The following is a 23,043-nucleotide window of genomic DNA, read 5'->3' on the forward strand; positions in this document are numbered from 1 at the left end:
CTGATCAGTAGAGTGGCGTGCGGCCGTATGGCCCATCAGTACAGTGGCCTGCGGCCATCTGACGCGCGCTGAAGGAGATCGAGTACAACGTGACCACCCCTCGCCGGGCGACAGAGGCGTCGACCAACACACGAGGATCGTCGACCAAGACACGAGGGTCGTCGACCACAAAGCCAGCGAAGAAGCGGCGGTCGCCAGCGCGCGAGATCCCGCCGTGGCGTCCGCTGACGGTCTTCTTCGCGCTGCTTGCGGTGATCTACGCGCTCATCTTCTTCACCGGCGGCGGCTCACCGGAGCCGAAGCTTGGTATCGATCTCCAGGGCGGCACCCGTGTGACCCTGACGGCGCGCACCGAGTCGGGTACCCCGCCAACGCGTGAACAACTCGACCAGGCCAAGCAGATCATCGAGCAGCGCGTCAATGGCCTCGGTGTCTCGGGATCCGAGGTCGTCGTCAACGGCAACAACCTGATCATCACGGTTCCCGGTCAGGATGGTGCACAGGCCAAGACTCTCGGCCAGACCGCGCGTCTGTTCGTGCGTCCCGTGGTCGAGGTGCAGGCGGCCACGCCGCAGCCGAAGAAGGACCAGGCGGCGCAGCCGACCGACCAGCAGCCCGCCGACCAGGCCGCCAAGGCGATCGAGGAGCAGCGCAAGCTGCGTCAGGTTCCCGCTGGTGCGAACACCGACGGGCTCAAGGCCTACATGTCCAAGATGGACTGCTCGACCGGCGCCAACGATCCACTTCTCGGTAACGACCTCTCCGATCAGTACCTCGTGGCGTGTGCGGAGGACGGCAAGCAGGTCTACCTGCTCGCACCCCAGATCATCGACGGTCGAGACATCAGTTCTGCGAGTTCGGGATCCAATCAGCAGACCGGTGCGTGGACGGTCTACCTCGACTTCAAGCCCGATGCGGCGCAGACCTGGAGCGAGTTCACCGCCAAGAACATCGGCAACACCACGGCGTTCGTGCTCGACAGCCGTGTCGTGTCGGCCGCGACGATCAACTCGCAGATCTCCGGCGGCAAGACCGAGATCACCGGATCGTTCAGCGAAGCCGAGGCCAGCGACCTCGCCAACGTGCTGAAGTACGGCTCGCTGCCACTCTCGTTCAAGACGTCCGACGCCGAGACGGTCTCGGCAACGCTGGGTCTGCAGTCGTTGCGTGCGGGTCTGATCGCAGGCCTGATCGGTCTGATCGCGGTCTTCATCTACGCCCTCGCGTACTACCGCGCGCTCGGCTTCCTGACCATCTTGTCGCTGATCCTGGCCGGCGCCGCGGTCTACGGAATCATCGTGCTGCTCGGCCGATGGATCGGGTTCACGCTCGACCTCGCGGGCATCGCGGGTCTGATCATCGGTATCGGTATGACCGCCGACTCGTTCGTCGTCTACTTCGAACGCATCAAGGACGAGATGCGTGAGGGACGAAGTTTCCGGTCGGCTGTGCCGCGTGGCTGGGCCAGCGCCCGCCGGACCATCTGGTCGGGCAACGCGGTCAGCTTCATCGCCGCTGCCGTGATCTACACGCTCGCGATCGGTGAGGTCCGAGGATTCGCGTTCACGTTGGGTCTCACGACCATCCTCGACGTCGTCGTGGTCTTCCTCGTCACCCATCCGCTCGTCGTGCTCGCCAGCAGAAACGACTTCCTCTCGCGGCCGAATATCAACGGACTCGGCGCGGTGAGCGAGGTGGCGCGGCAACGTCGTCAGGGCACGAGCAAAGCAGATCGGGCAGCCGCAGAGCGCACCGACAACGAGCAGACCGTCGCAGAAGGAACGTCGAAATGACAACCACCAACGACACGCGCGACGGCTCGACGTCGGCTCCGTCTGCCGGAAGTGACGCCGATTTCGTCGCCGACACCAACAGGTCGTTCCTGTCTCGGCTCTACACCGGTACCGGTGCATTCGAGATCGTCGGACGCAGGCGCATGTGGTACCTGGTGAGCCTGGCGATCGTGGTCATCTGCGTCGCATCCATCGCGATCCGGGGTTTCTCCTTCGGTATCGACTTCGAAGGTGGAACGCAGGTCTCCATCCCCGTCACGCAGGGTGTGACGAGCCAGTCTGTCGAAGACGTCACCACCAAGGCTCTCGGCAGCGCGCCCGATTCGGTCCAAACCGCGGGTTCTGGCGCGGCCCAGACCGTGCAGGTGCGCACCGACACGCTGACGGTGCAGCAGGCGTCGACGCTGACCCAAGCGCTCACGGACCGCTTCGGTCCCGAACTCACCAACGGTGATGTGAGCATCTCCGAGGTGAGTTCGACCTGGGGTAAAGAGATCACGGAGAAGATGCTCATCGCGCTCGCGGTGTTCCTCGTGATCGTCTTCGTCTACATCGCCATCCGCTTCGACAGGGAGATGTCGGTGGCGGCACTCGCCTCGCTGCTGTTCGACATCGTCGTGACGGCGGGTATCTACTCACTCGTCGGGTTCGAGGTCACTCCGGCAACGGTGATCGGTCTGCTCACCATTCTCGGCTTCTCGCTCTACGACACCGTCGTCGTGTTCGACAAGGTCGGTGAGAACACCCGGTCGGTCTTGCAGACGACACGTCGGACGTACGCCGAGCAGGCCAACCTTGCGATCAACCAGACCCTCATGCGGTCGATCAACACGACGGTCATCTCCGTGCTGCCGATCATCGCGCTGATGGTGATCGCCGTGTGGTTGCTCGGAGTCGGCACGCTCAAGGACCTCGGACTGATCCAGTTGGTCGGCGTGGTCGTCGGTACCTACTCGTCGATCTTCCTCGCGGCCCCGCTACTGGTCACGCTCAAGGAACGTCGTTCCGACATCAAGAAGCACACCGCGCGTGTGCTGGCGCGGCGCGGCGCCGTCGAGGCGGGTGAAGACGTCAGCGCAGCAGACCGTCCGGTTCGCGGACGTTCGAGTGCGGCGTCGAGCACACGGAGTGCTCGCGCTGCAATGGATGCGGGGGAGGAGCCACAGGCTCCGACCGGCAAGCGTCGACGTTCCCGATAGGCGCCCCGTGACCTCAGCGCGCAGCACGAAAGTGCTCGCCATGGTGTTGGCGGGCCTCGTCATGGTCGGGGTCGTCGCCGCGTGCGGCGACGACCCACCGCCGACGCTCGACTACCTCACCGACGCGCGGTTGAGCACCGCCAACGCGAACACCGCTGCGGGCAACGCCGACGGCGCGCTGATGCTGACCGGCCGAGTGCTCCCTGGTTTCAGTTACCTCGGGGCGTCGGGTCAGGTGACGCCCGACCGTGACATCGGCACGGTCAGTGTGCAGGCCGGGCCGGTACAGACGTTGACCTACCAGTTCACCCCCGACGCCGCGTTCTCCGACGGCACACCCCTCGACTGCGACGATCTGGTCCTGGCATGGACAGCGATGAGCGGACGGTATCCAGAGTTCGGGGCCGCGACCACCGCCGGCTACCGCGACATCGAGGCGGTCGACTGTGAGGCGGGTGCCAAGGCGGCGACGGTGACCTTCAAGCGCGGTCGCGATTACCGTGACTGGCTCTCGCTGTTCGGCGCGGGCACGCTCATGCCCGCGCAGGTGGTTGGCCGCGTCGCGGGCGTCGCCGATGCGCTGACGTCGATCAGATCGGCCGACCGGGCCGCGATCAGGAAGCTCGCGAGGGCGTGGACATCGGCGTTCGAGCTGCGAGCGGGCGGCGGTGCCGACAACGTACCGTCGTCGGGTCCCTACGAGATCTCCGAGATCACCGAGGCGGGCGTCCTGCTCGTCCCCAACCCGAAGTGGTGGGGAGACGCTCCGAAGGTGTCCAGGATCCTCGTGCACGGCAGGTCAGACTCGGCCCGCCTCATCACGGGCAACTCGTACAGCGTCGCCGACGTCACCGCAGGCCTGACCGACGGCGACGCCAAACGCAGCGACCAGAACGCCACAGGGCAGGTGCAAGCCCCGGATGCGCCCGGACGCGCACTGGGCGTCGAGGAAGTGGTGCTCTCGCGGCGCGGCGTCTTCTCCGACGTGGGTGTTCGACGGGCGTTCGCCAGTTGCGTGCCCCGGGATGCGCTGACGCGCACATTCGGGCAGGGCGCGCAGCTCTGGAACCTCCGGACGCTCGCGCCTGCGGACCGCCTAGCGGCAGCGATCAACGGCGAGTTCGGTCAGGGATACCTACGCGCGAACACCGCCAAGGCGCGCGAACTTCTCGCCGGAGCGGGTCAGGAGTCCGGCGTCCGGGTGCGCATCGGCTACCTCGCGCCGGGCGATCGCCAACGACAGATGGTCGCAGCGATTGCCGACTCCTGCCGCGCGGCAGGAATCGCGGTCACCGACGTGTCGTCGCCGCAGTTCGATATCAGCGATCTCGGAAAGACTGCTGACGCGGTGTTGGTGGTCAATGGAACGTCGTTCTCCGCGGCAGGCGCGGCCGATCCGAGTCGAGATGCGTACCAGTTGTTCGACGGAGATCCGTTGGACATCAACGACTTCGATGATCAGGCGGTCTCCGAAGCCATCGCCGCCCGCAGCGTCGGGGCACTCGGAAGCGAACACCTGGGCCTTGTCCGGACGATCGAGGGCGCGGCGTGGGCGGATGTGCCGTCGATTCCGTTGTTCGCTGCTCCGCGGGTTCGGCGATGGAATGATCGAGTCGACAACGTGGTGGCCGGACTCGGCCGCAATGGAACGGGATGGAACATGGATCGGTGGGTAAGTGGTGAGTGAGCGCGTGAGCAGCGGGCACACGAGCAGTGGTTCCGACGAGGTCACGCGTGAGGCGGTCCTACGGGCACGAGCTGCGATCGCCGAGCACGAACGCACGGTTCCCGACTTTCCCAAGCCGGGCATCCTCTTTCGCGACCTGACCCCGGTCCTTGCCGACACGGAGGGTTTCTCGTCGATCGTGACCGCGCTGACGCATGGCTGTTCCGGCGTCGACCTCGTCGCAGGCATCGACGCCCGCGGTTTCCTCGTCGGTGGTGCCGTCGCACAAGAGTTGGAGGTCGGCATCCTGGCTGTCCGTAAGGGCGGCAAGCTGCCCCCACCGGTCTACGGCGTCGACTACGACCTCGAATACGGCACGGGTCGGCTGGAGATCCCGGCGAGCGGCATCGACATCACCGGGCGACGCGTGCTGATCGTCGACGACGTCCTCGCGACGGGCGGGACCGCTGTCGCGGCGTCGAAACTCATGGGTCTGGCGGGTGCCTCGGTTGTCGGGGTCGCGGTGATCATGGAGCTCGCCGATCTCGGCGGGCGTGCGCGGATCGCTGCCGAACTCGGGCCTGATGTGAGCCTGCACGCGATCACCGACGACCGCTGAGCTGCATCGGTCTCGCAGCGCGCGCCGCGCCGGGCGTCGGGGCCGGATTAGACTCGTCGCATACGGTGTTGAATTCTTCGGAATTTTGTTCACATCGGTGAATATCAGCGTGTCGGCACGGCGTGGCTCGTCGAACGGACACACCGGGAGAAGACGCACCGGGAGAAGGAGGCAGCATGGCGAATGAGACCGAGGCGGCCGTCGCACGTGAGCGGGTCACGCCGACCGCCCCCGCAGCGGAAGAGGTCCGTACCGCAGAAGACGCCCGTGCCGCTGCTCCCGCCCCGGTGAGTGCGCCCGATGGCAATCGGGCCGCCGAGCCCGCGTCGCCCGCCGACACCACCCACGCCTCAGCCTCGCGGCGGGTTCGCGCCCGCCTTGCACGGCGGATGACCGCGACCCGCAGTTCGGTCCGCCCGGTGCTCGAACCACTGGTCACCCTGCATCGGGAGATTTACCCCAAGGCCGACATCGCGCTTCTGCAGCGTGCCTACGATGTCGCCGACGAGCGTCATCGTGGTCAGAACCGGAAGTCGGGCGATCCGTACATCACCCATCCCCTCGCGGTCGCGACGATTCTCGCCGATCTCGGGATGGACACCACCACGCTCGTCGCCGCCTTGTTGCACGACACCGTCGAGGACACCGGTTACACCCTTGAGGCGCTCGAGAGTGAGTTCGGCGCCGAGGTCGCCCATCTCGTCGACGGCGTGACCAAGCTCGACAAGGTCGCGCTCGGTAGTGCCGCTGAAGCCGAGACGATCCGCAAGATGATCATCGCGATGGCCCGCGATCCGCGGGTGCTCGTGATCAAGGTCGCCGACCGCCTCCACAACATGCGCACGATGCGTTTCCTGCCGCCGGAGAAGCAGGCGCGCAAGGCTCGCGAGACGCTGGAAGTCATTGCGCCACTTGCTCATCGGCTCGGCATGGCGACGGTGAAGTGGGAGCTCGAAGACCTCTCGTTCGCGATTCTGCACCCCAAGCGCTACGAAGAGATCGTGCGGCTTGTAGCCGACCGCGCGCCCTCGCGTGACACCTATCTCGCCCGTGTACGCGCCGACATCAACAACGCGCTGTCGTCGGCCAAGATCACCGCGACGGTCGAGGGCAGGCCCAAGCACTACTGGTCGATCTATCAGAAGATGATCGTCAAGGGTCGCGACTTCGACGACATCCACGACCTCGTCGGCATGCGCATCCTGTGCGACGACGTGCGCGACTGCTACGCCGCAGTCGGCGTCGTGCATTCGCTGTGGCAGCCGATGGCCGGGCGTTTCAAGGACTACATCGCTCAGCCGAGGTTCGGCGTGTACCAGTCGCTGCACACCACGGTCATCGGGCCGGAGGGCAAGCCCCTCGAAATCCAGATCCGCACCAACGACATGCACCGCACCGCCGAATTCGGTATCGCCGCGCATTGGCGATACAAGGAGGGCGGCTACCGGGATCGCAAGGGGCGCAAGTCCGATACGACCGAGATCGACGACATGGCGTGGATGCGCCAGCTTCTCGATTGGCAACGAGAAGCCGCCGACCCCGGCGAGTTCCTCGAGTCGCTGCGTTACGACCTCGCGGTCAAGGAGATCTTCGTCTTCACGCCCAAGGGCGACGTCATCACTCTGCCCGCGGGCTCGACGCCCGTCGACTTCGCCTACGCGGTGCACACCGAGGTTGGGCACCGATGTATCGGTGCTCGGGTCAACGGCCGACTCGTCGCGCTCGAACGCGAACTCGAGAACGGCGAAGTCGTCGAGGTGTTCACCTCCAAGGCTCCCAACGCCGGACCGAGCAAGGACTGGCAGAACTTCGTCGTCTCGCCGCGCGCGAAGGCCAAGATCCGTCAGTGGTTCGCCAAAGAGCGTCGTGAAGAGGCGCTGGAAACCGGCAAGGACGCCATCGCCAAGGAGGTTCGACGAGGCGGGCTGCCGTTGCAGCGCCTGATGAGCGCCGAGTCGATGGCCGCGATCGCCAAGGAACTGCGCTACGCCGACGTCAGCGCGCTGTACACGGCTGTCGGCGAGAACCATGTGTCCGCACGGCACGTCGTGAATCGGCTCGTCTCGTCCCTCGGTGGCATCGACGACGCCGCGGAGGAGATCGCCGAGCGATCGACACTGTCGACGATGCCGTCGCGGACCAGGGCCGGCGGCGATGCCGGTGTCGTCATCGAGGGCGTCGACAACGTCCTCATCAAGCTCGCGAAGTGTTGCACACCGGTTCCCGGAGACGACATCCTCGGCTTCATCACGCGCGGCGGGGGTGTCAGCGTGCACCGCACCGACTGCACCAACGCGGGTGAACTGCGCCGCCAGGACGAACGAATCATCCCCGTGACCTGGGCGCCGTCGCCCGAGTCGGTGTTCCTTGTCGCCATCCAGGTGGAGGCCCTCGACCGACATCGGCTGCTGTCGGACGTGACCAAGGTGCTCGCCGACGAGAAGGTGAACATCCTGTCGGCGTCGGTGACCACCAGCCGCGACCGCGTCGCGGTCAGCAAGTTCACGTTCGAGATGGGCGACCCCAAGCATCTCGGTCACGTACTGAACGTCGTGCGCAACGTCGAGGGCGTGTACGACGTCTACCGCGTGACCTCCGCGGCGTAGCCGCGCACAGTCGGCGTTCTAAAGCGCCCACTCGGCGGTCTGGGGCGCCCACTCGGCGGTCTGGGGCGCACAGTCGGGCGTATGGAGCGCCCAGTCGACGCAAAGAAGCGCCCAGTCGACGGGTTGTCCCGTCGACTGGGCGCTTCCTCGCGTCGAGTGTGCGTTTAGTCCAGGTCTCCGCCGGTGATCTTGGCCGTGGTGATCTCCACCGGGAGCTTGGGCTTGCCGTCGTTGGTCTCTCCCGACGGTCCGGGGGTCACGCCGCCTGCGGCGACCTTGTCGAGCACCTTGAGGCCCTCGGGGTCGACCTTGCCGACCACCGAGTAGTCGGCCGGGAGCTGACTGTCGGAGATGACGAGGAAGAACTGGCTCGAGCCGGTGTTGCTGCTCTGGCCGCCCTGGTTGCTGTTGGCGATCGCGATGGTGCCGCGGGGGTAGACCACCGACTGCTGGCCGGTCATCTGGTTGGCCTGTCCCGCCGGCTTGAGGTTGGTCGGCGGCTCGTCGGGACTGCTCCAACCCGGACCGCCGGCACCCGTTCCGGTGGGATCACCGCACTGCAGCACCTTGAGCGCCTCGCTCGTGGTCATGCGGTGGCACGGGGTGTCGTCGTAGTACTTGTCGCCGATGAGCGAAACGATCGCGCCCGTGTTGCACGGTGCCGAGGCTCGGGTCAGCGTGATCGGAATCGCGCCCTGGGACGTGTCGAACACCGCCGAGACGTCGCCGGACTTCAGTTGCCGGTCACCGGGTTTGGGGGCAGTCCGCTTCTTGGGGATGCCCTCGTTGATCATCTTGTTCATCTCAGCCGCGTACTTGCGGTATTCCTCGTGCTGCTCCGCTGGCACGCCCTGTGGCGGGTCGGTGGGGATCGGCTTGAGGCGGTCGGGCTGATCCTGGTACTCACACGACGTCCACCGGGCGGCCTCGCGGTCGTCGAGGACCTTCTTCACGATGAGCGTGGTCGCGGTGGCCACGACCGCAACCACCACCACCGTCGAGATCGATGCGATGAGGATGCGCCGACGCTTGCGATCCTGACGCTCGCGTTCGAGTCTGTCCTCAAGCTTCCGCTTGGCGGCTTCGCGGCGTTCCTCGTTGGTGGTCACGCTGGTGAACCCTCCTGAGACGTCTGTCGGTGCGGATGAACACGGCGCGTTCGAAACACGGTGCGCTCGAAACACGGCTGTATCGACACGCAAGTGTGCCAGGACACCCTGAGAGTTCCCCAGGCAGGTGTACCGGAGTGTTGTCGAGTGCTGTTCTCGCGTGCGCCAGAATGGAGTGTCAGGAGCGACGCGTCATCGGCGCCCGCGTCATGTCGAAGCCGAGGAGAGCATATGCTGATCACCGGATTCCCCGCCGGGATGTTCCAGACCAACTGCTACATCGTGGCACCCGAGCCGGGTGGCGAGGCGGTCGTCATCGACCCGGGCCAGGAAGCGGCCGACAAGGTCGCCGAGATTCTCGCCGAGCATGACCTGACCCCGGTTGCGGTGTTGCTGACCCACGGACACCTCGATCACACCTGGAACGCCGCGGATGTCTGCGACGCACATGGGATTCCCGCCTACATCCACCCGGCGGACCGTCCGATGCTCGCCGACCCGGCGGTCGGCCTCGGCAGTGCACTCGGCGCGATGATCGGGCCGTTGACCTTCCGTGAGCCGGAGAAGGTCATCGAGTTCGTCGACGGTGAGCCGATCGAGGTGGCGGGCATCAGATTCGACGTCGATCTCGCACCCGGCCACACCCAGGGATCGGTCCTACTCACCACCGACGTACCGGTCGTCGACGATGCAGGTCAGGAGACCAGCATCAAAGTGTGCTTCTCCGGTGACGTACTCTTTGCGGGGTCCATCGGACGCACCGATCTGCCCGGCGGCAACCACCGGCAACTGCTCGAATCGATCGAGTCGAAGCTCCTCGTGTTGCCCGACCAGACCCAGGTGTTGCCCGGCCACGGGCCACAGACCTCGATCGGGCAGGAACGCGCGACGAACCCGTTCCTGACGGAGCTGGGGGAGTCGAGCCGACAGAAGGGAAGCAGGAGACTGTGAGCGCCGACTTCGTCGCACCGAAGGGCATCCCCGACTACTACCCGCCGGCGTCGGCCGATTTCCGACGCGTCCGCGACACGTTCACCGACGCCGCTCGGCGGGCCGGATACGGACACATCGAACTGCCGATCTTCGAGGACACCGGCCTGTTCGCCAGAGGCGTCGGCGAGTCGACCGACGTGGTCAGCAAGGAGATGTACACCTTCGAAGACCGCGGCGGTCGGTCGGTCACGCTGCGTCCCGAGGGCACCGCCGGAGTTGTTCGCGCGGTCATCGAACACGGTCTCGACCGCGGACAACTCCCCGTCAAGCTCTGCTACGCGGGTCCGTTCTTCCGCTACGAACGCCCACAGGCGGGCCGCTACCGCCAACTGCAGCAGGTCGGGGTGGAGGCGATCGGCGTCGACGACCCCGCGCTCGACGCCGAGGTCATCGCGATCGCCGACGAGGGATATCGACGGCTCGGGCTGTCGGGGTTCCGTCTGGAGATCACCTCCCTCGGCGACGACTCCTGCCGCCCCGCATACCGCGAGGCGCTGCAGGAGTTCCTGAGCGGACTCGACCTCGACGAGGCGACACGCCAACGCGCACAGATCAATCCGCTACGCGTGCTCGACGACAAGCGCCCCGATATCCGCGAGGCCACCGCCGACGCACCGCTCATGCTCGACTACCTGTCCGACGACGCGCGCGGCCACTTCGAGAGCGTGCTGTCGCATCTGCGCCAGCTCGGCGTCCCGTATGTGATCAACCCGCGCCTGGTCCGCGGCCTGGACTACTACACCAAGACGACGTTCGAATTCGTCCACGACGGTCTCGGCGCGCAGTCGGGCATCGGTGGCGGCGGTCGGTACGACGGCCTGATGCGTCAGCTCGGCAGCAAGCAGGATCTCTCGGGAATCGGCTACGGACTCGGCGTCGACCGGACGATGCTGGCTCTCGAGGCCGAGGGCATCGCCCACGTCGACGCGGCGCGGTGTCAGGTGTTCGGGGTGCCTCTCGGCACCGACGCCAAAGCCGAATTGGTCAGTATTGCAGGACAACTGCGTGCTGCGGGTGTCAGCGTCGACCTCGCCTACGGCGACCGCGGACTCAAGGGCGCGATGAAGGCCGCGGATCGGTCCGGCGCGAAGCTGGCGCTGGTACTCGGCGACCGCGAACTCGCCGAGGGCACCATCGAGGTCAAGAACCTGACCAACGGCGAGCAGCACAAGACGTCGCTGGAGGGCGTCGTCGCCGAGGTCAGCCAGCTGCTGGCCTGAGTGTCATCTCCTCGCGCAGGACGTCGAGGCTGACCCCGCCGAGCGCGAGGGCGTTGGTGTGGAAGTCCTTGAGCGTCCACTCGGGATGACGGGTCAGTGCCTGTGTCCGGCACTGTTCCCAGACGCGTTGTCCCAGAGCATAACTCGGTGCCTGCCCGGCCCATCCGAGGTAGCGGTCGAGCTCGAAGCGCAGCACCGCCCGATCCATCGCCACCGACGCCGTGAGAAATTGCCATGCCTTCTCTGCATCCCACGTGCCGCCGCCGACGGATGCGGGTGCGGCCTTGCGGCAGTGGACTCCGATGTCGACGACGACCCGCGCCGCACGTAGGCGCTGCGAGTCGAGCATGCCCATCCGGTCGCCGGGGTCGTCGAGCCAACCGAGCTCGCTCATCAACCGCTCGGCATAGAGCGCCCAGCCTTCGCCGTGGCCCGAGGTGAACGACGCGAGCTTGCGCCAGGTGTTGAGGTCCGGATCGACGATCGCGGCGCCGAGCTGCAGGTGATGCCCCGGCACGCCCTCGTGGTAGACGGTCGTCTTCTCCTGCCAGGTGTGGAAGACGGTCTGTTCCGGCGGTACCGCCCACCACATCCGTCCGGGTCGGGAGAGGTCGGCACTCGGCTGCGTGTAGTAGATGATGCCGGTCGACGACGGCGCCAGCCGACATTCGAGTCGGGTGAGACGGTCCGGAATGTCGAAGTGCGTGCCGGCGAGACCGTCGACCGCCGCGTCTGAGGTCTGCTGCATCCACGCGAGAAACGACGCGCGGTCGTGGATCTGGTACTGCGGTGCGGCGTCGAGGAATTCGAGTGCCTCGGCGACGCTCGCGCCGGGCACGAGGTCCGCGGCGATGGCCTGCTGTTCTGCGGTGATGGCGTCGAGGTGACCGAGCGCCCAGTCGTAGGCCTCGTCGGGATCGGCATCGGTGCCGAGGTAATACGGCAATCGGAGCAGATACCTGTCGCGCCCGATGGCGTCGTCGGGGGCGGCGGAGTCGAGGACCGTCGACCTCAGGAGTGCGGCCAGGGCGTCGAACGCGGCACCCGCACCGTCGAGGGCGCCGGCCAGGTCGACGGCGAGCGCGTCGTCGGAGGCGATCGGCGTGGTGTTCTGTGCGATCGCTGCGCGCGCCCCGTCGGCTTGTGCCGCAACCAGTTCGACCTGTCGTCGTGCGAGCGCGGGTCCGACGTCGCGGCGGTGTTCGAGTCCGACGATGACGCTGTCGATCGCCGCCGGAATCGCGTCGATCCGCGCAACCATGTCGGCGCGCTGTTCGGCGGTGTCGGTGGGCATGAGGTCGAAGATGTCGCGAATCGCCTGCAGCGGTGAGGCAATCACGTTGCACTCGCCGGTCAGTTCGCCTGCGTCGGCGAGTGCGAGTTCGCGATTGAGCCCCGCGCGCATGGTGGCGATGGTGACCCTGTCGACGTGGTCGGTGGGCGACGCGGCGTCGAGCTGTGCGAGCGTCGAACGCACCAGAGCGGCCCGTTCGTCGACGGCGTCCGGGGAGAAGTCGGTCAGCAGCCGGTCGTGGCCCGCGAGGCCGTACTCGGTGGCGAGGATCGGGTCGAGTGCGGCACTACGCGCCAGATGGTCGTCGGCGATCGCGTCGACGGGTGTCGGTGTGCGCCTGACGGTCTCAGAGGTCATTGGTGGAGAACGTGTCGCACTGACGTGGGTCGCCGTTCTTGTATCCGATGGAGAACCAACGGACCCGCTGATCGGCCGAGCCGTGCGTCCAGCCCTCGGGATTGGAATTCGCGCCCTGGATGGTGTCGTCGCCGATGGCCTTCGCGGTCTGGATGACCGAGTTGATCTGATCGGAGGTGAGCGGTTCCAGCATCGCGTCGCTGCCCTTGTCTGCGTGATACGCCCACACACCCGCGTAGCAGTCTGCCTGCAATTCGACGCGGACCGAACCCGACTTGGGTCCGCTGGAACCGAGTTGCTGCCCCTTCTGCAGTGCCCCGGTCAGGTTCTGCACGTGGTGGCCGTACTCGTGTGCGACGACGTACTCCTGGGCCAGCGGACCATCGCTGCCACCCATTTGTTTGAGCTGGTTGAAGAACGTCGGGTCGAAGTAGGCGGTCTTGTCGACGGGGCAGTAGAACGGTCCGGTCGCCGACGTTGCGGCGCCGCAACCGGTATCGACGGAATTGCTGAAGATGACGGTCTTCGGTGGGGTGTAGCCCTTCATGAGGTCCGACCACACCCTGTTGATGCTGATGGTCGTGGCCTTGATGCGGCAGATGTCGTCGGTGTTGGCCTTCTCGATGGTGCACTGGGCGAGGTGTTCGTCGATCTCGCTCGCCGAGGTGCTCGACGAACCTCCGGTTGTCGGCGAGCTGCCGAGGATCTGGCCGGGATTGATGCCGAGGAAGAGTGCGATGAGCGTGACGATCAGTCCGGCACCGCCGCCGAGCGCGATACGGCCACCGCCTCCGCCGCCGAAACCACCGCCACCCCCGCCACCGGACACGTTGCTGTTGTCCAGCCCCCCGCTGCCTTGGAACGTCATGCAGGTCAGGCTACCGGCGAGGACGTCCCGATACGGGTGAACCACGCCCAACAATCACGTCTCGGAATGGTGCGAGGGCGGCGGGTTCGGCGCGGGCGGGATACCACTCGGCGACGGCGGGCGCGCCCTCCGTAGGATTGAGCGCGAGATTTCCGAGCTCGTACGTCCACCAGGAAGGACTCCAGTGCTTCGCACGCATTTCGCCGGTTCGCTGCGCCGCGCCGACGCGTCGCAGACCGTCACCGTCGCCGGGTGGGTTGCGCGTCGCCGCGACCACGGCGGCGTCGTGTTCATCGATCTGCGTGACAGCTCCGGGCTGGTGCAGGTCGTCTTCCGTGAAGAGGCTGTCGCCGAGAAGGCACACCGGTTGCGCGCGGAGTACGTCGTGAAGGTCACCGGTCTCGTCGAGGAACGTCCCGCCGGAAGCGAGAACCCGAACCTGCCGTCGGGCGAGATCGAGATCAACGCGACCGAACTCGAGGTACTCAACGAGTCGGCGCCGCTCCCGTTCCAGCTCGACGAGAGCCCCGGCGAGGAAGCGCGGCTGCGCTACCGCTACATCGATCTGCGTCGCGAAGGACCCGCTGCGGCAATCCGCCTGCGCTCGAAGGCGAATGCTGCGGCTCGCGGCGTGCTCGCCGCTCACGACTTCGTCGAGATCGAGACGCCGACGCTGACTCGCTCGACGCCAGAGGGTGCACGCGACTTCCTCGTGCCCGCGCGTCTGCAGCCGGGAACGTTCTACGCCCTGCCGCAGAGCCCGCAGCTGTTCAAGCAGCTCCTCATGGTCGCCGGTATGGAGCGCTACTACCAGATCGCTCGTGCGTACCGGGATGAGGATTTCCGTGCCGATCGCCAGCCGGAGTTCACCCAGCTCGACATCGAGATGAGCTTTGTCGACGAGGACGATGTCATCGCGCTCGCCGAGGAGATCCTCGTGGCGCTGTGGCGGCTCATCGGCGTCGAGGTCACCACACCGATCCCGCGGATGACGTACGCCGATGCGATGCGTCGATTCGGTTCGGACAAGCCGGATCTGCGTTTCGGGATCGAGCTCGTCGAGTGCACGGAGTACTTCGCCAACACGCCCTTCCGCGTGTTCCAGGCGCCCTACGTCGGCGCGGTCGTCATGGAGGGCGGGGCGTCGCAGCCGCGTCGCACCCTCGACGCCTGGCAGGAGTGGGCCAAGCAGCGCGGCGCCAAGGGCCTGGCATATGTGCTCGTCGGCGAGGACGGCACCCTCGGTGGTCCGGTCGCCAAGAACCTCTCCGACGCCGAGCGGGACGGTCTCGCCGCACATGTCGGCGCCAAGCCCGGCGACTGTGTCTTCTTCGCGGCGGGCCCGGCCAAGGCACAGCGCGCACTGCTCGGTGCCGCTCGCAGCGAGATCGCCGTCCGCCTCGGACTGATCCCGGCACCCGGCGAACCCGTCGACCCGTCGACCGCCGCCTGGGCGTTCACCTGGATCGTCGACGCTCCACTGTTCGAGCCGGCAGACGACGCGACGGCGTCGGGCGATGTCGCCGTCGGCTCCGGCGCGTGGACCGCGGTGCACCACGCGTTCACCTCGCCCAAACCGGAGTCGCTCGACGGCCTCGAATCCGATCCCGGCAACGCACTGGCCTATGCCTACGACATCGTGTGCAACGGCAACGAGATCGGCGGCGGGTCGATCCGTATCCACCGTCGCGACATCCAGGAACGCGTGTTCGCGATCATGGGTATCGACCACGACGAGGCGCAGGAGAAGTTCGGCTTCCTGCTCGACGCCTTCGCCTACGGTGCGCCGCCGCACGGCGGGATCGCATTCGGATGGGATCGCATCACCGCACTGCTCGCGGGTGAGAGTTCGATCCGTGAGGTCATCGCCTTCCCGAAATCGGGTGGTGGCGTGGATCCGCTCACCGACGCGCCCGCACCGATCACCGCTGCGCAGCGCAAGGAGTCGGGCATCGACGCCAAGCCGAAGCCCAAGGGCGGCGAGTCCGACCAGGGTGCTGCGAAACCTGCGAGCTGAACGGCCGGCGATTGTCCGCGTGACACATGTCGCACACGGGTGCGTGGGGGACCGCACGTCGGGCGCACGGGCGCTATCTGTGCTGAGATTTCTACCCATGGGGACGTATCTGCTCGACGACCTCCGGGAGGATGACCGGTGACAATCAAGGTGGCGCTCGAACACCGCACTGCGTATGCGTTCGATCGGCCTGTCAAGATCTATCCGCACGTGGTGCGGCTGCGCCCTGCACCGCACTCACGCACCCCCATCGAGGCGTATTCGCTCGCGGTGGAACCCGCGGGACACTTCTTGAACTGGCAGCAGGACGCGTTCAGCAATTACCAAGCGCGCCTTGTGTTTCCGGAACCCTCGACGACTCTGTCGATCACGGTGAGTCTCGTCGCCGACCTCACGGCCATCAATCCCTTCGATTTCTTCATCGAGGACTGGGCCGAGGACTACGGCTTCGACTACCCCGACGAACTGCGCGAAGACCTCGAGATCTACCTCCGACCGGTCGGGGTCACCGAGGGGGAGTTCGCCGGGGCGCCGGTACATCCCGCCATCGCCGAGTTCGCGGCCGAACACAAGCCGACATCGCCGACACGCATCATCGACTTCCTCGTCGCGCTCAATCAGGCCGTCCGCGACGCCGTCGGGTACACCGTCCGGCTCGAACAGGGCGTGCAGACGCCGGAGTACACACTCGCCAGTGCCATCGGTTCATGCCGCGACTCCGCGTGGCTGCTGGTGGCGCTCCTGCGCGAGCTGGGATTGGCGGCGCGCTTCGTCTCCGGCTACCTGGTGCAGCTCACCTCGGATATCAAGTCGCTCGACGGTCCGTCCGGGCCCACCGCCGATTTCACCGACCTGCACGCATGGACAGAGGTCTACCTGCCGGGAGCGGGCTGGGTGGGCATGGACCCGACGTCGGGCCTGTTCGCCGGAGAGGGCCACATCCCGCTGGCCGCGACGCCGACCCCCGGCGGTGCTGCCCCGATCACCGGCGCAACCGGTCCGTGCCACGCGACGCTCGACTTCTCCAACACGGTCACCCGCTTCCACGAGGATCCTCGGGTCACCCTGCCGTACACGGAGTCGCAGTGGGAGCGGGTCGTCGAACTCGGTGCGGCGGTCGACAAGAAGATGGCAGACAACGACGTCCGACTCACGATGGGCGGTGAGCCGACGTTCGTCTCCCTGGACAACCAGACCGACCCGGAATGGACGACCGACGCCGACGGCCCGCACAAGCGGGAGTTGGCGTCGAAGCTCGCCGCTCGCCTCGCCGACGACTACGCGCCGACCGGCCTCGTGCAGCGCAGCCAGGGGAAGTGGTACCCGGGAGAGCCGCTGCCGCGCTGGCAGATTGCCGTCATGTGGCGGGCAGACGGCCAACCGATCTGGCGTCGGCGAGACCTCTTGGCCGACCCCTGGGCGACGCGCGCACAAGCCGCCGGGGCGATGGCACTCGAGGCGTCGGGACCGAAACCGGGCTCGGGCGGCGATCCCGCTGCCGAAAAGTTGTTGTCCGCGTTCGCATCCGCGTTGGGTCTGCCCGGCTCACAGGTGATGCCCGCCTTCGAGGACCCGCTGGTGCGGATGCGCGAGTTGTCGGCGCTCCCGCCCGGCGATCCGGGATCCGACCCGACGCTGCCTGCCGCGCGAGCCGCGGCATGGGCAGCTGCTGCCGCCGAAGTCGTCGACGCCGACGCCGACATCGAGCCCGCCGACGATTCGACGAAGGCGAGGCGTGAACTGCTCGAATCGCTCGACGCATCGATCACCGATCCGACGGCGTTCGTCCTGCCCCTGAGCCGCTCCGAAGACAAGACGGCGTGGCAGAGCGCGCGGTGGACGACGCGACGTGGGCGTCTGGTGCTGACGCCCGGCACGTCTCCCGCGGGACTGCGTCTTCCGCTGAACTCGCTCTCGTGGGGACCCGCGCCGGTCCTGTACGAGGCCGACCCGTCTGTCCGCGCCGACCCGTTGCCCGACGACGTCGCGGACTCGTTGGGCCGCACCGTGACCGACGTCGACCCGACCGCCTTCGTGCCACGCACCGCACTGGTCGCGGAGAAGCGTGGCGACACCCTGTACGTGTTCCTACCGCCGACGGCAGAACTCGAGGAGTATCTGGCGATCGTCGAGATGATCGAGAACGCCGCAGCGGAGATCGATACACCGGTGGTCATCGAGGGCTACGGAGCCCCCGCGGACGCCCGCCTCGTCACGTTGACCGTCACACCCGACCCGGGCGTCATCGAGGTCAACGTTCAGCCGACGAGCAGCTTCGCCGAACAGACCGAGCTGCTCGACTCGCTTTACGAGCACGCACGCCACGCCAGGCTGGGCACTGAGACGTTCGATCTCGACGGCAGCCACGGAGGCACCGGCGGCGGCAACCACATCACCCTCGGCGGATCGACGCCCGCGGATTCACCGCTGTTGCGTCGACCGGATCTGCTGGTGTCGATGCTGACCTACTGGCAGCGCCATCCGTCGTTGTCGTACCTGTTCAGCGGCAAGTTCATCGGAACGACATCGCAGGCACCCCGCGCCGACGAGGGTCGCGACTCCGCGCTCTACGAGATGGAGATCGCGTTCGCCGAGATCGACAGGCTCGCGGTGAAGGGCGAACCGGCGCGCGGTGCCGACGCCCCACCGAATCCGTGGGTCACCGACCGGGCGCTGCGGCACCTACTCACCGACATCACCGGCAATACCCACCGAGCCGAGTTCTGCATCGACAAGCTCTACAGCCCCGACTCCGCGCGCGGCAGGCTCGGACTGCTCGAACTGCGCGGCTTCGAGATGCCGCCGCATCACCGGATGGCGATGGTGCAGTCGTTGCTCGTCCGCTCGCTGGTGTCGTGGTTCTGGGAAAAGCCCTACCGCAGCAGGCTCATCCACCACGGCACCGACCTCCACGGCAAACACCTTCTGCCGTACTACGTCATCGCCGATATCGCGCAGGTCGCAGAGGAACTGCGCGAGGCGGGGTATCCGTTCGACACCGCATGGCTCGACCCGTTCACCGAGTTCCGCTTCCCGCGGCTGGGAACCGTCGCGATCCGCGAGTACGAGGTCGAACTGCGCGGGGCTATCGAACCGTGGAACACCCTCGGCGAGGAGTCGACGGGGACGGGAACCGCGCGCTACGTCGACTCGTCGATCGAGCGGGTGCAGGTGCGTGTGCAGGGTGCCGACGACGACCGATTCGTGTTGACCTGCAACGGCTATCCGATCCCGCTGACGGGCACCGGCAGGCCCGGTGAGCGCGTGGCAGGCATCCGGTTCAGGGCGTGGCAGCCGCCGAGCGCGCTGCACCCGACCATCAGCATCGACACACCGCTGACCTTCGACCTCGTCGACACGCTCGCGGGCCGATCCGTCGGCGGCGCGACCTACCACATCGTGCATCCGGGCGGCCGTGCCTACGATCGCCCACCGGTCAACGCGGTCGAGGCGGAGTCGCGCCGAAACGGTCGGTTCGAGGCGGCAGGGCACACCAGTGGTTCCGTCGACGTCGGACTGCTCCGGGAGCGCGTCGCCCGCATGGCCACCGACAGTGGGGTCCCGGCGATCCTCGATCTGCGTCGGGCACGTACAGTTCTTCGGTGACTGTTTCAGCGGGCGGCGGTGTGCCCGCGGTGTTCGACAGGTACCGATCCGACGGTTACACGCTGTTCGATCTCGGGCAGCTCAATTCGGGCGGTGCCGCACCTGCTGCCGCACGCAACCATTACGACGAAGTGCTCGATTCCGCGGGCGCTGTTCGTCCTGCCTGGGACGAGCTCGTCGCAGGCTACGCGCTGCGCGGCGACGACCGACTGCAGGCGTCGGCCGCGCGCCTGGCGTCGGCGGTCTCGGACGAAGGTGTCGTCTACAACCAGGTCGACGGCAACACGACAATCCCGCGGCCCTGGCTGCTCGACGCTGTCCCGCTGATCGTCGACGGCGTCGAATGGGCCGAGCTGGAGAAGGCGATCACCCAGCGGTCGATGCTGCTCGATCTCATCCTGCGCGACATCTACCGCGACCAGAAGACCATCAATGCGGGTCTGATACCGCCGGAGATGGTCTTCGGACATCCCGGCTACGTGCGCAAAGCCGCTCGGCTCGAGGTCGCGGGACCGCACGCGCTGTTCCTACACGCACTCGACCTCGGACGCCTGAACGACGGTACCTTCGCCGTCTACGCCGACCGGACGCAGGCGCCGTCGGGTGTCGGCTTCGCCATCGCCGACCGGCGACTGATCTCCCGGACGTTCCCGCAACTGTTCCAGCGCTGCGCACCACGCCCGATGGCGACGTTCGCGGGCACCCTCCGACTGGCGTTGACCGACTACGCCCCGCCGGGAGTCGACGACCCGACCGTCGCGGTGTTCAGCCCCGGCAGCATGTCGGAGACCTTCTTCGACCAGGCGTATCTGGCGTCCGTGCTGGGCTTCCCGCTGGTCGAGGGTGCCGACCTGACGGTGCGCGACGGCGCGGTCTACATGCGTTCCCTCGGCAAGTACAAGCGCGTCGACGTGCTGCTGCGCCGCGTCGACGCCTCCTTCTGTGACCCGCTCGACCTGCGGACCAACTCCCGCCTGGGCGTCGCGGGACTCGTCGAGGCCATCTCGCGTGGAAACATCACCGTCGTCAACACCCTCGGCAGTGGCGTGCTGGAGAACCCGGCACTGAACGCCGTCCTCCACAAGGTCGCGCCGATGCTCATCGACGAGGAACTCGCACTCGGATCGGTGCGGACCTATTGGGCCGGCGACGATTCGGCACGGTCGAAGATCGTGTCGTCGCTCGACTCGCTCGTCCTCACGAACTTCCGTACCGGCGAGGAGTTCGTCGGTCCCGCAACGAATTCCGCGACCCGAGACGTGCTGCGCTCACGAATCGACGCCGAGGCCTGGCAGTGGGTCGGCCGCGAGGTCGAGGCGTACTCGGTTGCGCCGAGCCTGACCGAGGCGGCGTTGCCCGCGCAGGGGCGCGGCACTCTGCGTGCCGCACCCGTCTCCGTGCGCGCGTTCTCGGTCGCGCAGGGTCCCACCTACGCGGTGATGCCGGGCGGCCTCGGTTCGGTCCTGGCCGACGGAGTTGTCGGCGCGTCGCTGGCATCGGTCGCCGCCAAGGACATCTGGGTGACCAATCCCGATGTGGGAGGACATGTTTCGCGGCGTACGGAGCTCCGCGGCGAACCCGACGACGAGGTCGCCATCATCGCGCGCCCGGCGTCGACCGGCTACTCCGACATCGCGGCCGCTGCGAGCCCGCGCGTCCTCGCCGACATGTTCTGGTTCGGCCGGTACGGCGAGCGCACCGAGTCGGTCACGCGGCTGGCCAAGGTCGCGCGTGAGCGCTACCAGGACTTCCAGTACCGGCCGTGGATGTCGGGCACCGCTGCGGTGCCGCTGTTCTTGCACGCGGTCGCCGAGGTGACCGGAACCACCGGCCTCCTCGGCACGGGGGAGACGTTGCTCGACGACGATTCGTCACTCTCGTCGATCGAGCAGGTCAATACCGCGATCGTGAAGATCGCCGAACTGACCGTCAACCGGTACACGCAGGGCACCATCGCGCACTCGACCGAACGCCTCGTCGCCACCGCCAGGGCCGTCCGCGACCAGATGTCGACGAGTACGTGGATGGTGTTGACCCCGATGGAGCGCGCGCTGGAGGCGATGACACGCCAGATCGAGCGCGCCCGCGACGACGTCGGGGCGGGCACCGGGGTGTTCGGCGACGCCGCACTCGACCTCGGACCCGATCTGGCCCGCACGCACGAGCACATCCTGCACGGCGCTCTCGCTCTGTCCGGTCTGCAGGCCGAATCGATGGTGCACGACGCCGCCTGGCTGCTCATGGATCTCGGTAGGCGTATCGAGCGGGTGATCACGCTCGCCGACCTCACCCGCGCGCTGTTCGAGTACGAGCACCCGCTGGACATGGAACAGACCCTGTTGGAGTCGTACCTGAGCGCCACCGAGTCGTCGGTCATCTACCGCCGACGCAACCGCGGTCTCTACCGGGCCGAGGCCGTCGCCGAGCTGCTGATGTTCGACGAGACCAACCCGCGCGCGATGATCTACCAGCTCGCCAAGATGCACGACGATCTGACGTCGCTGCCCGAGGAGTTGCGTTCGGCCGCTGCCGAGCGCGCGGTCGAGGAGATGACAGCAGAATTGCGTCGCTGCGACCCGGCCGATCTGAGTAGCGTCGACGGATACGGCAAGCGCGCCGACCTCGTCGAACTGACAAGCACTCTGCGCGACCGCGCACGGGCGCTGTCCGACCTGCTCAACCGCACGCGGTTCGCTCCGCCTCGTACCGCGCAACCGATCTGGGGAGGTCAGCTGTGACGACACCCGCCGAGACGCCCGCAACGCGCAAGTACCGCGTCTTCCACCGCACCTGCTACACCTACGACGACGAGGTGTCGTCGTCGTACGGCCGGTGCTATCTGACCCCGCGCGACCTCCCGTATCAGCGTGTCCGTGAAACCGAGACGGTGATCTCGCCCGAGCCCGCTGACCGGTCTGTCGGTGTGGACGTCTACGGCAACATCGACGCGTACTTCCATGTCCGCACCGCGCACCGGGCGCTGGAGGTGACCACGACGTCGATCGTCGAGGTCGACCCCATCGACCAGGGACTCGTGCACAGCGTCGCCGCACGGGCGCCGTGGGAGGACGCTCGACCTGCCGTCACGGGCGCTGTTCTCGTCGACGAGTTCGTGCTCGATCTCGACCCACCGGAGATCACGCCCGCCGTGCGCGACTACGCCGCAGCGGTCTTCACGCCGGGTCGTCCGCTCGTCGACGCGATCATCGATCTGACGTCGCGCATCTTCTCCGACTTCACCTACCGCTCCGGATCGACGGCGATCAGCACGCGCGTCGACACGGTGCTCGAACGCAGGATGGGCGTCTGCCAGGACTTCGCCCGCGTGGCCATCGCCTGCCTACGGTCGGTGGGACTCGCGGCGCGCTACGAGTCCGGTTACCTCGCGACCGACCCGCCCCCGGGTACCGAGCGCATCTTCGGCGCCGATGCCAGCCATGCGTGGGCCGCGGTCTGGTTGCCCGGTGATCGGTGGCTGGCCTTCGATCCGACGAACAACAAACTCGTCGACGAACGTCATGTCACCGTCGCATGGGGTCGTGACTACGACGACGTCCCGCCGCTGCGTGGCGTGATCTACACCGACGCGTCCAAGAGTGAGATCGAGGTCTCGGTCGATGTCAGTCCCTTGTCAGAGGTGATCACGTGAGTGCTGCGCGAGGCAGCCGAGCGGGGCCGGGTCGGTCGAAAAGCCGT

The 23,043-nt window shown here is 67.0% G+C and carries 14 protein-coding genes; 11 read left to right on the forward strand and 3 right to left on the reverse strand.

What is annotated here, in order from left to right:
• Positions 1-89: 89 nt before the first annotated feature.
• From secD to RND64_RS10305, 5 genes are all read left to right on the forward strand, one after another.
• A complete protein-coding gene (gene secD, locus RND64_RS10285) occupies positions 90-1,793 on the forward strand; it encodes a protein translocase subunit SecD (RefSeq protein WP_049697246.1) in 1,704 nt (567 codons plus the stop codon).
• Entirely contained in the window at positions 1,790-2,992 is a 1,203-nt protein-coding gene (gene secF / locus RND64_RS10290; RefSeq protein WP_049697247.1) for a protein translocase subunit SecF, read from the forward strand. The genes secD and secF overlap by 4 nt, the downstream gene beginning before the upstream one ends.
• Before the next feature lie 7 nt (positions 2,993-2,999).
• The gene (locus RND64_RS10295) at positions 3,000-4,679 is read left to right on the forward strand and encodes an ABC transporter substrate-binding protein (RefSeq protein WP_200903192.1); all 1,680 of its coding nucleotides are present in this window, start codon (positions 3,000-3,002) and stop codon (positions 4,677-4,679) included.
• Between the two features lie 4 nt (positions 4,680-4,683).
• Positions 4,684-5,277 carry an adenine phosphoribosyltransferase gene (locus RND64_RS10300; RefSeq protein WP_049697502.1) on the forward strand — a complete coding sequence of 198 codons (594 nt, stop codon included), beginning with the start codon at positions 4,684-4,686 and terminating at the stop codon, positions 5,275-5,277.
• 176 nt (positions 5,278-5,453) lie between these two features.
• The gene (locus RND64_RS10305) at positions 5,454-7,883 is read left to right on the forward strand and encodes a RelA/SpoT family protein (protein ID WP_049697503.1); all 2,430 of its coding nucleotides are present in this window, start codon (positions 5,454-5,456) and stop codon (positions 7,881-7,883) included.
• A 164-nt stretch (positions 7,884-8,047) separates the two neighbouring features.
• On the opposite strand, the gene RND64_RS10310 is transcribed toward RND64_RS10305, so the two are convergent.
• On the reverse strand, positions 8,048-8,992 hold the full coding sequence (locus RND64_RS10310; protein ID WP_049697248.1) for a peptidylprolyl isomerase: 945 nt from the start codon (positions 8,990-8,992) through the stop codon (positions 8,048-8,050).
• A 231-nt stretch (positions 8,993-9,223) separates the two neighbouring features.
• Between RND64_RS10310 and RND64_RS10315 the strand changes: the two genes are divergently transcribed.
• Positions 9,224-9,943, forward strand: a complete 720-nt coding sequence (locus tag RND64_RS10315) for an MBL fold metallo-hydrolase (protein WP_331436615.1) — start codon at positions 9,224-9,226, stop codon at positions 9,941-9,943.
• Complete coding sequence (gene hisS, locus RND64_RS10320; RefSeq protein WP_331436616.1) at positions 9,940-11,205, forward strand: histidine--tRNA ligase; 1,266 nt, start codon at positions 9,940-9,942, stop codon at positions 11,203-11,205. Before RND64_RS10315 ends, hisS begins: the two co-directional genes overlap by 4 nt.
• Here the strand turns inward: hisS and RND64_RS10325 are convergent.
• Positions 11,186-12,856 (reverse strand): DUF885 domain-containing protein, encoded by a 1,671-nt coding sequence (locus RND64_RS10325; RefSeq protein WP_331436617.1) that lies wholly within the window; start codon positions 12,854-12,856, stop codon positions 11,186-11,188. The two genes, hisS and RND64_RS10325, sit on opposite strands and share 20 nt — an antisense overlap.
• Positions 12,846-13,724, reverse strand: coding sequence for a KPN_02809 family neutral zinc metallopeptidase (gene ypfJ / locus RND64_RS10330; protein WP_331436618.1), 879 nt, complete (start codon positions 13,722-13,724; stop codon positions 12,846-12,848). Before ypfJ ends, RND64_RS10325 begins: the two co-directional genes overlap by 11 nt.
• A gap of 184 nt (positions 13,725-13,908) precedes the next feature.
• Between ypfJ and aspS the strand changes: the two genes are divergently transcribed.
• From aspS to RND64_RS10350, 4 genes are all read left to right on the forward strand, one after another.
• A complete protein-coding gene (gene aspS, locus RND64_RS10335) occupies positions 13,909-15,741 on the forward strand; it encodes an aspartate--tRNA ligase (RefSeq protein ID WP_049697252.1) in 1,833 nt (610 codons plus the stop codon).
• 138 nt (positions 15,742-15,879) lie between these two features.
• Positions 15,880-19,347 (forward strand): transglutaminase family protein, encoded by a 3,468-nt coding sequence (locus RND64_RS10340; protein WP_331436619.1) that lies wholly within the window; start codon positions 15,880-15,882, stop codon positions 19,345-19,347.
• Positions 19,344-22,085, forward strand: coding sequence for a circularly permuted type 2 ATP-grasp protein (locus RND64_RS10345; RefSeq protein WP_331436620.1), 2,742 nt, complete (start codon positions 19,344-19,346; stop codon positions 22,083-22,085). The genes RND64_RS10340 and RND64_RS10345 overlap by 4 nt, the downstream gene beginning before the upstream one ends.
• Positions 22,082-22,996, forward strand: a complete 915-nt coding sequence (locus tag RND64_RS10350) for a transglutaminase family protein (RefSeq protein WP_064870796.1) — start codon at positions 22,082-22,084, stop codon at positions 22,994-22,996. The genes RND64_RS10345 and RND64_RS10350 overlap by 4 nt, the downstream gene beginning before the upstream one ends.
• Positions 22,997-23,043 lie beyond the last annotated feature (47 nt).

The organism is Gordonia sp. w5E2, assembly GCF_036540975.1.
GTDB lineage: Bacteria > Actinomycetota > Actinomycetes > Mycobacteriales > Mycobacteriaceae > Gordonia > Gordonia jacobaea.